We start from the raw sequence: 12845 nt of genomic DNA on the forward strand, positions 1-12845 counted from the left end.
CTAGGCTTCTTGTAGCAGCTCATTTAAATGAACCGCTACGCTTGGATCGATCAATGCCAGTACCTGCTTCTGCAACTCACTGCTTTCGGCTGAATGTCGATAACCTCCATCATCGGTTTCGGCCAGTAACTCCTGCTCTTTAAGGCTGTTTACGAAGGTCGCCAGCACATTCTTGTCGTAGAACTCAGGTGCATTCAGGCCGTTGACCACCGACAGGTGTTCCGCAAGGCGTCGGCTCTCTTTCTCCAGCGCATTCCGGCTCAGGTTGCGATGTTTTTCCATCAGGGTGAGCACCAATGCATAACGCTGTAACGTGGGCTGGATGGTCTGATTCAGAATATTCAATGCGCCATAGGCGTTGGACGTGCGGCTTGCCGGAAATACTTTGGGGCCGCGCTGCTCCAGTAAGCCCATTTGCTTGAGGGTTTTCAGCATCGTTTCGGCGTACTCCACGGCCTGGCCGGTATCCATATAAATGGAGAGCTCACGCCTGAGCAGAGGATAGAGCTGCTCAATGAGGGTCATAATGGTCGTGCGTTCGGCGCCATGGTGGGCGATACAAATAGCCGCGATCAGTCCGGGAACGGCAAACAGATGCAGGATGTTATTGCGGTAGTAGGTATGAATGATGGCGTTATAATCATCCAGCGCCAGTACTCGCCCGAATTCGTTATGGGTTACCGTCAGCTTATTCAGACTGACCACATGCTCCAATACTTCGGCCGCATCTTGCTCTGGTAGGGAAATATCCCTGCTAAAGGGAGCCTGGGTCAATAAGTCGATAAACTGTTCGAGACTATAGGTTAGTTCTTTGTCGGTAAGTGCCCGTTTCTCAGACGCCAGCAGGCAAAGTGACACCAGAGCCATGCCGTTGACTGAAGCCGCCTGGTTGATTCGGTGCATCATGGTCTGAGCTAACGCGCTGACCGCCGGGTTCATCCAGGAGGGCTTTTTATCACTGTCTTCGGTGTCACGCCACTGAGGCACCTGCTCATCCAGGAATGAGTTAAGAGTCACTGGGTCGCCAAAGTTCAGATAGCCATGGCCGTAATTTTTAAGCTTACGCAGGGCCGAGAAAACCTGACCGAAAGACTCTTTCTGCTTGTTTTTACCCTTAAGCTCTTTCAGGTAGCTGCCTAGCTCCATCACATTCTCATAGCCGATGTAAACGGGGACCAGTGTCACAGGACGACGGGTGCCGCGTAGTACTCCCTGTAAGGTCATGGCGAGCATTCCGGTTTTGGGAGGTAGCAGTCGGCCGGTACGGCTGCGTCCACCTTCAGGGTAGTACTTGACCGGGTAGCCGCGGTCGAAAAGAAATTGAAGGTATTCCTTAAATACGGCGGTGTAGAGCTTGTTGCCGCCGAAGCTTCGGCGCAGGAAAAAAGCGCCGCCCCGACGAAAGATACCACCCACAGGCCAGAAGTTCAGGTTGATACCGGCGGCAATATGAGGTGTGGCCAGGCCTTCATGATAGATCACATAGGTCAGTAGTAAGTAGTCCATATGGCTTCGGTGACAGGGCACATAGACGATCTCATGTCCCTTGCGCGCCAGCTCCCTGACCCGGGCTGCGTTGTGGACTTCGATGCCATTGTAGATCTTGTTCCAGACCCGGGTGAGAAGTCGGTCGGCCAGGCGTATCAGTCCCTCACGATAATCGGCGGCAATTTCCGTCAGGTAACTTCTGGCCCGTTGGCGGGCTTCGTCCACAGACACCTTCTTGCCCTTATGCTCTTCGGCAATGGCAGCTTTCACGGCCGGGCTACCGAGAATGGCATTTTGCAATTGTTCGCGGCTGATCAGCCTGGGGCCGGTCATAGACTCGCTGCGCCGGTAAAAGTGGGTGCGTGCCACGCGGATAAGCTTGTGGGCTACCTGAATATCGGTACCTTTATCCTGTGCAATACGCTGTGACGATACTGCACGACTGAAGCAGACGGCGTTATCCCGACCCAGAAATAATACAATCAATAACTTTCTCAGCCAGCTGGGTGCTGCGCGGTCCGCCAATAGCTCGGTCCAGCCTGAGGTTGTCTTGCCGGGAGCACGCCCCCAAAAAACCGATACCGGCAGAATTTGAAAGTCCAGCTCCGGATGTTGACGCTGCAGGTTCATCAATTCGCTGAAACGGTTCGCGGCATCGGTCGCGGCCACTTTACGAGAGAACAACCCCTGTGGCTTGTTTAAATACACCGTGGCAGGAAAGGTTTGAGCGGCCAGAGTGACCCTGTCCGTTGGATCGGTCAGACCCTTGTCGCGGCAGCTGTTTCTCAGTGCCAACAGATCACTGGAGGATCGGGTATTTAACAGGTACAACACCGGACGATTAGGATCGATGCCTAATTCTTCTTCTATATCCGCGGGAATGGTCTTGGTCCGTACCAGTAATCGGTTAGGGATACTAACCAGCGTCAGCCAGAATCGCTGTAGCCAGCTCATTTGTCGTTACTTCCTTCGCCATAAGAGTGCGCGAAGCATAGCATCTGAGGTAAAAATTGTCGCGACTTGCGATTTACTAACAACTGGATATACTGACAGTAAAACTGTATGGAAAGACAGGCTATGCGACCGCTAACTCCAAGACAGCAGGAAATCCTGCAACTGATTAAAGACAACATCGCCGACACGGGTATGCCGCCAACACGGGCCGAAATCGCCCGGCGTTTAGGCTTTAAGTCGGCTAATGCGGCTGAAGAACACCTTAAGGCTCTGGCCCGCAAGGGCGCCATTGAGATCATGCCGGGCACCTCCAGAGGGATACGGCTGCTGACTCCTATTGACGAGCCTGAGCCGGAAGCGGAAGGGTTGCCGCTTATTGGGCGCGTGGCGGCCGGTGAGCCTATATTGGCGGTGGAGCATGTGGAAAGTCATTATCAGGTGGACCCTCAGCTATTCCGCCCCCATGCCGACTTTTTACTGCGTGTTAACGGTGACAGTATGAAAGATATCGGTATTCTGGACGGTGACTTGCTGGCGGTACACCGCACGGTGGATGTGCATAACGGTCAGGTTGTGGTAGCCCGTGTGGATGAAGACGTCACTGTCAAACGTCTGGAGCGCAAAGGCAAAACCCAGATTCTATTGCACGCCGAAAATGAGCAGTATGCGCCTATTAAGGTGGATCTGGCCAGTCAGCCGTTCGCCATCGAAGGTATTGCGGTAGGTGTTATCCGCAATCAGAGTTGGAATTAACTCAGGACCTTACCAATAAGTATGATCATTCAATGGCAGAGGTGGGAGTCTGTCGTTGAATGATTGTCTTGACCCAACCGCCTCGGAGCTGCATCGAGGTAAAATCCGCACTGTCGAAAAAACTTCATATTTTAAATACTTAGCTTGGACCTTGATGAAAACAGGGGATCTGGCTATTTATTCATCGCCTGATGTATTTTTATCCATAAAGGGCTGGACATTGCCCCCCTGTTTGCGCAATTCTTATACCGCTTTTAACAGAAAAATAACAATGCTGCGGTTTTCTTAACGAAAACCCGTTGGTGATCTGCTACCGGCGGACATCAGACAGCGTTAACTTCTGACAGAGGAGATGTCACGTGGGCAGAAGTGTAATCACTGCGCTATTTAGTACACTCATCAGCTTTGCTGCTGGTGCTGAACAGCAGCGAAGTAATCTGAACCTGCGCCAGGGGGTCACAGATATCAGCGGTCAGGTTTATGACCTGCATATGACCATATTCTGGATCTGTGTGGTGATCGGGGTCATTGTATTCGGGGCCATGTTGTATGCCTTGATCTTTCACCGTAAGTCCAAAGGGGCCAAACCGGCTAACTTCCACGAGAGTGTTAAGGTGGAAATTGCATGGACTGTGGTGCCTTTCCTGATTCTGGTCGGTATGGCTGTACCCGCGACCAAGACGCTCATTGCCATGGAGGACACCAGCAAGCCTGATGTGACCGTATTGGTAACCGGCTCCCAATGGAAGTGGCATTACAAATACATGGATTCCAATGTGGACTATTACTCCCTGTTGGCTACGCGTCCCGAAGAGATCAGTAACAAATTTGATAAAGGCGAAAACTATCTGCTAGAGGTCGATCGTCCTCTCGTGATCCCCACAGACCGTAAGGTGCGTTTCCTGATCACATCCGACGATGTGATCCACAGTTGGTGGGTGCCTGATTTTGCCGTTAAGAAAGACGCCAACCCAGGCTTTATCAACGAGGCCTGGACCCGAGTGGATGAGCCTGGCATTTACCGCGGCCAGTGTGCCGAGCTTTGCGGCAAGGACCACGGTTTTATGCCTGTGGTGGTGATCGCCAAAGAGCCTGCCGAATATCAACAATGGCTGAGCGAGCAAGAAGCTATTGTGCGCAAGCAGAAAGAAGAAGAACAGAAGTTGCTGGCCATGAATATGGAAATGGATGAGCTGATGGATCTCGGCGAGCGAGTTTATCAATCAGCCTGTGCTGCCTGTCACCAGCCCAACGGTGAGGGTCTGCCCGGTGCCTTCCCGGCTTTGAAAGGAAGTCAGATTGTACTGGAAGACATGCAAAAGCATATCGACATCGTGGTTAATGGCGTTTCGGGTACTTCCATGCAGGCTTTCGGCAAACAGCTGAGTCTGAAGGAGCTGGCCGCAGTCATTACATACGAGCGTAATGCTTGGGGTAATAACACCGGCGAGACCGTACAGGCAAAAGACGTCAACGCACTGATGACTGGCGAATAGGAGAATCCAATGAGCACTGTAGCAGATGACCTGCATCACGATGAGCATCATGATCACAAGCCAGGCGGTATAACGCGTTGGCTGTTTACTACTAACCATAAAGACATTGGCACCTTATACCTGTGGTTCGCTTTCATCATGTTTCTGGTGGGCGGCAGTATGGCCATGGTGATACGGGCCGAACTGTTTCAACCCGGTCTGCAGATTGTTGACCCCAATTTCTTTAACCAGATGACCACGGTCCATGGCCTGATTATGGTGTTTGGCGCGGTGATGCCCGCCTTTACCGGATTGGCCAACTGGATGATTCCAATGATGATCGGTGCGCCGGATATGGCGCTACCGCGCATGAACAACTGGAGTTTCTGGATCCTGCCGTTTGCGTTTGCCATTTTGATCGGCTCGCTGTTTTTAGAAGGTGGTGGTCCTAACTTTGGCTGGACTTTCTATGCGCCGTTATCCACCACGTACAGTAACGACAGCACGGCGCTGTTTGTGTTCTCGGTGCACATCATGGGTATCTCCTCGATCATGGGTGCCATCAATGTGATCGTGACCATCTTCAATATGCGTGCTCCGGGCATGACCCTGATGAAGATGCCGTTATTCGTATGGACCTGGCTAATCACCGCCTTCCTGCTGATTGCAGTAATGCCGGTTCTGGCAGGTGCGGTGACCATGGTTCTGACCGATAAGTTCTTCGGTACCAGCTTTTTCGATGCGGCCGGGGGCGGTGACCCTGTGATGTTCCAGCATATTTTCTGGTTCTTTGGGCACCCCGAGGTTTACATTATGATTCTGCCAGCGTTCGGCATTATCTCGCAGATCGTACCCACCTTCTCCCGTAAGAAGCTGTTCGGCTACAGCTCTATGGTTTACGCGACGGCCTCAATCGCTTTATTGTCATTTGTGGTTTGGGCGCACCATATGTTCACCACGGGCATGCCATTATTTGCCGAGATGTTTTTCATGTTCGCCACTATGCTGATCTCGGTTCCCACCGGGGTGAAAGTGTTTAACTGGGTCGCGACCATGTGGCGAGGCTCCATCAGCTTCGAGATGCCGATGATGTTTGCCCTGGCCTTTATCGTGCTGTTTACCATCGGTGGTTTCTCGGGGCTAATGCTGGCCATTACACCGGTGGACTTCCAATACCATGACACTTACTTTGTCGTGGCACACTTCCACTATGTACTGGTCACTGGGGCGATATTTTCGCTGATGGCGGCAACCTATTATTGGCTGCCCAAGTGGACCGGGGTGATGTATGACATGTCTCTGGCACGCTGGCATTTCTGGAGTTCGTTGATTTCGGTGAACGTGCTGTTCTTCCCCATGCACTTTGTGGGGCTGGCAGGCATGCCACGCCGGATCCCGGATTACTCGCTACAGTTTGCCGATTTTAACCAATGGATCAGCGTGGGCGGCTTTGCCTTCGGTCTGTCGCAACTCTTCTTCCTGGCGTTGGTCATTAAAGCCTGTAAGAAGAAGGGTGAGCAGGTGCCCGCCAAGGTCTGGGACGGTGCCGAAGGCCTGGAGTGGGAAGTGCCCTCACCGGCGCCTTACCACACCTTTGACACTCCACCGGAGGTGAAATAACCATGAGCCAGCCGCAGAACAATACCCGCATGGTGGTGAAATTAGTTGCTATCGTCGTCGGTATGTTTGGATTTGGTTTTGCCTTAGTGCCTTTGTATGACGTTTTTTGCGACATCACCGGTATTAATGGCAAGACCAACACCACTGCGGCGGTTTATGAAGGTCAGGAAGTGGATGAGTCTCGAACGATCACGCTGGAGTTTATAACCCGCACTAACACCGGTATGCCTTGGGAGTTTGAAGCCAGGACCCGCAAGATGACGGTACACCCCGGCGAGATGGCGATGGTGGAGTTTTATGTGCGTAACCCTACCCAGCGAGACATTATTGGCCAGGCGGTGCCTTCGGTATCGCCTGGCACGGCCGCGCTGTATCTGAACAAGACCGAGTGTTTTTGTTTTAACCAGCAGCCGCTGAAAGCGGGCAGCGAAGCCGTGATGCCGATGAAGTTTTATATCGACCCACAACTGCCTGAGGATATTCAGTTTTTTACTCTTTCTTACACCTTTTATGACGTATCCGAATCGTCGCAGGCCGTAGCGATGAACGGGGGCTAACTCGGAGAGCAAGATGTCACAACAACACGAAAAATATTATGTGCCTGCCCAAAGTCCATGGCCCATTGTGGGCGCGGTGGCGTTATTTTTAATCGCCGTAGGGGCCGGCAACTTTGTGGTGGAATCCACATCGGACAAGACCGGTTATGGCGGCTGGACCCTGATTGCAGGCATTGCCTTGATGTTAGTGATGCTGATCGGCTGGTTTAAGAACCAGATTGATGAGTCCATGTCAGGCTTGTACAGCGCACAGCTCGGGCGTTCCTATCGTCAGGGCATGGCCTGGTTTATCTTCTCCGAGGTCATGTTCTTTGCGGCTTTCTTCGGCGCGCTGTTTTACACCCGCATGATCGCGGTGCCCTGGTTGGGTGGTGCCTCCAACAACGCCATGACTAACGAGGTCTTGTGGCCTGGGTTTGAGGCGATGTGGCCACTGGTTCAAACCCCTGGTGGCACGGAAACCACGGCGATGGGTTGGTTCGGACTGCCGCTGTATAACACTGTGATATTATTAGCCTCGTCAGTGACCGCTCACTTTGCTCATGTTGCGCTCGAAGAGGGCAAACGAGCTAAACTGAAATGGTTCCTGGGGACGACCATTGTGCTGGGCCTTATCTTCCTAACGTTGCAGGTGGAAGAGTATGTCCATGCCTATCGTGAGATGAATCTGACCTTGCAGTCCGGCGTCTATGGCAACACCTTCTTTATGTTGACTGGATTTCACGGAATGCATGTGACTCTGGGTACCATCATGCTGATCGTGATGTTTTTCCGGGTACTCAAAGGGCATTTCAATAAGGATAACCAGTTTGCCTTCCAGGCCACCAGTTGGTATTGGCACTTTGTAGATGTGGTCTGGGTTATCCTGTTTGTTTTTGTTTATATACTTTGAGTCAGTAAGGTCTTGGATTGGGCTGGATCCAGCCCAGTGCCACGGCCAGAATAATAAATAGAATAATGGCCGCCGATAACATCACCCGGCGGCCGATAAATTGAGTCATAGAGCGTCGGCCCGGTTCATGTTTGAGCATCAGGCGCATGGCCCTAAACAGGTTGTAAATCATGACAAGCAGTAACGTCACGATGATCACTTTAACCAGCACGTTTTTCTCCTCAGGCTTATGCCGATGAAACTGAGCGCCTTACCAATCAGGGCGTTGGTGGTCACTTTGGTGGCAGTGGCTATTTTGCTGCGTCTGGGCTTTTGGCAACTGGAGCGAGCAGAACAGAAACGCCTGCGGGCCGAGCAACTTGCCGAGCGAGAGCAAACCACGCCACTCTCTTTAGAAGATGTTAGCAAACTTAATGGTGATATACGCGACTATCCGCTGCAAGTGCGTGGAGCGCTTCTCAAAGGGCGTTTGATTTACTGGGATAACCGGGTGCTTGATGGTCAGGTAGGTTACGAGGTCATCGTGCCAATGGTAACGGACGACAAAACATTGTTGGTGAACCTGGGATGGCTGGCGGCACCAGCCTATCGCGATCAGCTTCCTGACGTGAGTGTGCCCCAAGGTGTTGTGTCTCTGAAAGGGGTAATAACTCAGCCCAGCGGCAGTCCCTTAAGCCGGGAAATGGGACAAGACTCTGGCTGGCCATTACGGGTTCAGCAACCGAACATCTCCCGTCTTGAAGAGCTTCTGGAGCGACCCTTGATGAACTTCATTGTTCAGGCCGGTGAGCCTGAGCGCTTTGGTCTGGCATCTAACTGGCGGCCGGTAACCATGCCAGCGCAAAAACACGTGGGCTACGCGGTACAGTGGTTTGGTCTGGCACTGGCGGCAGTGGTGATATTTATAGTGGCTTGGCGCAAGCGCCATCAATCGAAGAGGTAAGCAGTGAAAGCGAGTCGAAAAAACCTGTTGGCATTAGCGGCAGTATTTATTCTGCCCGTCGTTCTGGCCTATTTTGCCTTGCAAGGCGATTGGTTTAATCGAGGTGTCACCAATAAAGGCACTCTTGTTGAGCCCCCATTGGACCTCAGCGTCTTAGACCAGCCTGATGACCCCAAATGGCGCCTGCTCTATGTTCTGCCTGAGTCCTGTGATAAGGCTTGCAACAATGCCCTATACGCCATTCATCAGGTATGGCTGGCATTGGGGCGGGAGCAAGATCGGGTAGAACCCTTAGTGCTAGTGCCAGAGTCGGAAATGGCGAAGGCCCGACAGGCCATCAAAGAACTGGGCCATATTCGTCTGCAGGCGGCTAATCGTAAAGATGTTAATAAAGTGTTTAAAGCTCAGTCCGCCAATGGTATTTTCATTGTCGATACACTGGGGCAGGTAATATTGCGCTACCCGTTAAAACAACAAAAACAACAAGCGGTGCTCAGCAGCAGAGACATTCTCTCTGATATGAAGAAATTGCTTAAGCTATCGCGGATCGGATAGGAAGACTCCATGAAAAAGATCGTCCTGACAGCATTGTGTCTGGCTGTGGTTGTGGTGCTTTTAGGCGCTTACACCCGTTTAACCGATGCTGGATTGGGCTGCCCGGACTGGCCAGGGTGTTATGGATTTCTAGCTGTGCCTCAGGACGAACATAGGGACATCGCCGAGCAGGCATTTCCCGAGCGCCCCTTAGAGACTCATAAAGCCTGGAACGAAATGATACACCGGTATTTCGCCGGCGCCCTTGGCTTAATCATCTTGGTAATTGCGTTGATGAGCTTGCATCGCCGAGAGCCACAACACCCCCGCAAGTTACCGCTGGCGCTGCTGATGTTGGTGATCTTTCAGGCGGCATTGGGGATGTGGACGGTGACCATGAAACTCATGCCGGTGGTGGTGATGGGTCATTTGCTGGGCGGTTTTGCAGTATTGTCCGGTTTATTTTTACTGTACTTACGCTTGTCCGACTATCGAATTCCCGGCGGAGACCCTCGGGTTCGTCCGCTGGCCAGGTACAGTTTGCTGGGCTTAGTGATTCTCATAGGACAGGTTGCGCTGGGTGGCTGGGTATCAGCAAACTATGCCGCGCTGGCGTGTACTGAGTTGCCGTTCTGTGAAGGGAACTGGGCCAGCAATCTGGACATGGCAGGGGCATACAGCATTGGGGAAGCTGCGAATTATGAATACGGCACCCATGACTATCAGGAACGCATGACCATGCATGTGATGCATCGCTTTGGTGCAATTGTGGCCTTTATTTATTTGTCGTGGCTGGCGCTTAAGCTCTATCGCCGTTCCATTTCGGTGATGATGCGCCGCGCCGCGCTGTTGATGGTTACCTTGCTGGGCGTTCAGGTGATTTTGGGGGTTAGCAATGTGGTCTTTGCCTTGCCTTTGGGAGTGGCCGTTGCCCACAATGGAGTGGCGGCGTTATTGTTACTTAGCCTGGTGTATATCAACTACACCCTGCTGCGGAAAACATAAGAGTTAGGAGCGGAGTATGGCGAAATCGGCGGCTTTATCTCAGTCGACCCATTCACAGGGTAGCTGGCGGGATTACTATGAGATGACTAAGCCCAATGTGGTATTGCTGCTGTTGCTTACTGCATTGGTGGGTATGTGTCTGTCAACACCGGGCTGGCTGGCATGGCAGCCAATTATAGCGGGGTTAGCAGGCATCGGTGCCCTGTCGGCCGCGGCCGCGGTGATCAACCATGTGGCTGACCGTCAGATCGATGCCAAGATGGCCCGCACCTATCACAGACCAGTTTCCAAAGGCAAAGTCAGCCCTGTAAAGGCACTGAGCTTCGCCGCCGCGCTGGCAGTCGCTGGGTATATCCTGTTGGATCAAGCCGTCAACCGCCTTACTGCCTTATTAACCTTGGCCAGTTTGGTCGGGTATGCCTTTATCTATACCGTGTACTTGAAGCGAGCAACACCGCAGAATATCGTCATTGGTGGTCTGGCGGGTGCCGCTCCGCCGCTGCTAGGTTGGACGGCTATGACAGGGGAGATCCACCCTCATGCACTACTGCTGGTGCTGATCGTCTTTACCTGGACACCTCCGCACTTTTGGGCCCTGGCTATCCATCGACATAAGGACTATGCCCGGGCCAAGGTCCCCATGCTGCCGGTAACTCATGGCATCGCCTACACCAAGACTTCTGTACTGCTTTACACTCTGCTGCTCAGCCTTATTTGCTTGCTGCCTTATCTGGTGGGGATGAGTCATGGGATCTATCTGCTTGGTTCGACGGCGCTGAATGCCGGCTTTCTGTATTACGCTGTGAAACTGAAGCTGGCTCCGGACTCGGAGACTAAGATCGCCATGACCACCTTTAAGTTTTCGATCCTTCATTTGATGGTGTTGTTTGTGGTGTTATTAATCGATCACTATATTCCGGTATCGCTATGAAGCAGAAATGGTTATTTTGGGGCATCCCCCTGGTTGCCCTGATTCTGGGTATCTGGCTGGCGCTGAATCTGGCTGCTCCTTCAAACCCTCAACATCTTAGCAGCTACCCTCAGCCGCGGAAGCTGGCGGAAGTGGAACTGGTCAACGCCCAAGGTGATACCGTTAAGCCGGGCCAATGGCTTGAGGGACAGTGGACACTCGCCTTTACCGGCTATACCTATTGCCCGGACATTTGTCCCACCACCATGGCGGCCTTAAATCGCATTTACGAACAGTTGCAGCAACTGCCTTCTGATCAACCAATACGGGTACTGTTCGTTTCTGTGGACCCTAAGCGGGATACGCCTGAGCGACTGGCTGAGTACGGAGCGTTTTTCAACTCCGAGTTCCAGGCCGTTACGGGGCCTCACAAGGAGCTGTTCCCCTTTGTGCGCAGTCTGGGCATGATGTACGCCATGTCGCAAAGCACCGACGATAACGACTACCTGGTGGATCACAGCGGTTCTGTGGTGCTGCTAAATCCGAAAGCTCAGGTGGTGGGTCGCTTTAAACCTGAGAGTCGGCCAGGTCAGTTGGCGGTGGTCAATCCGAACCATATCCTGGCCGATATGCCGGTGCTGGTGGACTAGTCCAGCCAGCGCCCGTCTGCGGTGGGGACAAAAAATGGTTGGGAGTACCAGTAATAGCGGGTATGGTCACGCTTGCTGGGAGCGGTACAGTTCACCCGACTGCGCCCCGGTGATAGCGACTCGGGCAGTGAAATTTGCACCTGTTCTTCTTGCCACTTCAGCGACAACGTGTCGCCACCAAAATAGCAGGCAAACTGGTGGGGGCGAATATCGCTCAAATCGAGAGTGATTGACCACTCAGGTGCAGAATGCTGATGTGCCAGGGCGGCTTTCGGGGGTTCTGAGGTAATCGGCATAGCCAGACTGTTTAACTTGAGCTTAAGGGTATTGAGGTTTGAATAATTTCCCGCCGCCGGATAACGCGGCAAGGCCGTAAAGTCACTGTAGCTGGCGATGGCACCGGAATGCTGACCGAAGCCCACATAGCCCATTTCTTCAATTAAAGCCTGGATGTCCTGATTGAACTCCCCATAGGGGTAGGCCAGGTAATTCAGGCTATAGCCAAGCTGTTGTTCGATCTGCCGTTCGGCGGCTATAAGATCTTCACTAACCCGGTTTAACCAGGCCTGTTGGCTTTCACCATCCTGGCGGGCCAGCAGGTGACGATGGTCTGTGGTGTGGTTGGCAAAGGTCACATTTTCCTTAGCCATGGCCTTTACCTGTTTCCAGTCCAGTTGCTGATGACTGGTGCCTATCAATGCCGGGTTGATGAAGATGGTGTAGGGAAAATCATATTCTTTTAAGATAGGGTGGCCATTATCGAGAATGTTGCGATAGCCATCGTCAAAAGTGATGGCGACTGCTTTGGGAGGAAGGGGTTGACCGTCCTGTAACAACTCCACCATGACTTTTAACGGAATCACCTGATGATGCTCATCCAGGTACGCCATATGGCGCTCGAAATCCTCAGGTGAAATAGATGTAGAAGCCGGCATACTGGTGCTCACATGATGATACTGTAGAATCACCCCGTGTTCGGTGAACTTGGTGGGCTCGGCTTTAAGCGGCAGGCTTGCCAGCAAGGCCCCGATTACAGAGAACAGCACTGAACGATACGCAGTCAT

General features: G+C 52.5%; 13 protein-coding genes. 10 read left to right on the top strand and 3 right to left on the bottom strand.

Annotated elements, in window-relative coordinates; genetic code table 11:
* Entirely contained in the window at positions 1–2442 is a 2442-nt protein-coding gene (gene plsB / locus HMF8227_RS00355) for a glycerol-3-phosphate 1-O-acyltransferase PlsB (RefSeq protein ID WP_109338282.1), read from the bottom strand.
* Positions 2443–2565: 123 nt separating this feature from the next.
* Here plsB and lexA point away from each other — a divergent pair, with 123 nt between their 5' ends.
* From lexA to HMF8227_RS00380, 5 genes are all read left to right on the top strand, one after another.
* Positions 2566–3195, top strand: coding sequence for a transcriptional repressor LexA (lexA, locus tag HMF8227_RS00360; protein WP_109338283.1), 630 nt, complete (start codon positions 2566–2568; stop codon positions 3193–3195).
* A 359-nt stretch (positions 3196–3554) separates the two neighbouring features.
* The gene (gene coxB / locus HMF8227_RS00365; protein WP_109338284.1) at positions 3555–4691 is read left to right on the top strand and encodes a cytochrome c oxidase subunit II; all 1137 of its coding nucleotides are present in this window, start codon (positions 3555–3557) and stop codon (positions 4689–4691) included.
* A gap of 9 nt (positions 4692–4700) precedes the next feature.
* Positions 4701–6290: a cytochrome c oxidase subunit I gene (gene ctaD / locus HMF8227_RS00370; RefSeq protein WP_109338285.1), complete on the top strand. Its 1590-nt coding sequence runs from the start codon at positions 4701–4703 to the stop codon at positions 6288–6290.
* Positions 6291–6292: 2 nt separating this feature from the next.
* A complete protein-coding gene (locus HMF8227_RS00375; protein WP_109338286.1) occupies positions 6293–6847 on the top strand; it encodes a cytochrome c oxidase assembly protein in 555 nt (184 codons plus the stop codon).
* A 13-nt stretch (positions 6848–6860) separates the two neighbouring features.
* Positions 6861–7739 (top strand): cytochrome c oxidase subunit 3, encoded by an 879-nt coding sequence (locus HMF8227_RS00380; protein ID WP_109338287.1) that lies wholly within the window; start codon positions 6861–6863, stop codon positions 7737–7739.
* A gap of 1 nt (position 7740) precedes the next feature.
* Here the strand turns inward: HMF8227_RS00380 and HMF8227_RS00385 are convergent, their stop codons facing one another.
* Positions 7741–7950 carry a DUF2909 domain-containing protein gene (locus tag HMF8227_RS00385; RefSeq protein ID WP_109338288.1) on the bottom strand — a complete coding sequence of 70 codons (210 nt, stop codon included), beginning with the start codon at positions 7948–7950 and terminating at the stop codon, positions 7741–7743.
* 24 nt (positions 7951–7974) lie between these two features.
* Between HMF8227_RS00385 and HMF8227_RS00390 the strand changes: the two genes are divergently transcribed.
* The 5 genes from HMF8227_RS00390 to HMF8227_RS00410 are packed head-to-tail and all read left to right on the top strand — an operon-like array spanning position 7975 to position 11781.
* Complete coding sequence (locus tag HMF8227_RS00390; protein ID WP_162558430.1) at positions 7975–8682, top strand: SURF1 family protein; 708 nt, start codon at positions 7975–7977, stop codon at positions 8680–8682.
* A gap of 3 nt (positions 8683–8685) precedes the next feature.
* A complete protein-coding gene (locus tag HMF8227_RS00395; RefSeq protein WP_109338290.1) occupies positions 8686–9237 on the top strand; it encodes a hypothetical protein in 552 nt (183 codons plus the stop codon).
* Positions 9238–9246: 9 nt separating this feature from the next.
* Positions 9247–10221, top strand: coding sequence for a COX15/CtaA family protein (locus HMF8227_RS00400; RefSeq protein WP_109338291.1), 975 nt, complete (start codon positions 9247–9249; stop codon positions 10219–10221).
* A 16-nt stretch (positions 10222–10237) separates the two neighbouring features.
* Positions 10238–11152: a heme o synthase gene (gene cyoE, locus HMF8227_RS00405; protein ID WP_109338292.1), complete on the top strand. Its 915-nt coding sequence runs from the start codon at positions 10238–10240 to the stop codon at positions 11150–11152.
* Positions 11149–11781: an SCO family protein gene (locus tag HMF8227_RS00410; RefSeq protein ID WP_109338293.1), complete on the top strand. Its 633-nt coding sequence runs from the start codon at positions 11149–11151 to the stop codon at positions 11779–11781. Before cyoE ends, HMF8227_RS00410 begins: the two co-directional genes overlap by 4 nt.
* Here the strand turns inward: HMF8227_RS00410 and HMF8227_RS00415 are convergent.
* Positions 11778–12845 (bottom strand): polysaccharide deacetylase family protein, encoded by a 1068-nt coding sequence (locus HMF8227_RS00415; RefSeq protein WP_109338294.1) that lies wholly within the window; start codon positions 12843–12845, stop codon positions 11778–11780. The two genes, HMF8227_RS00410 and HMF8227_RS00415, sit on opposite strands and share 4 nt — an antisense overlap.

It is taken from the genome of Saliniradius amylolyticus (genome assembly GCF_003143555.1).
Taxonomy (GTDB): Bacteria; Pseudomonadota; Gammaproteobacteria; order Enterobacterales; family Alteromonadaceae; genus Saliniradius; species Saliniradius amylolyticus.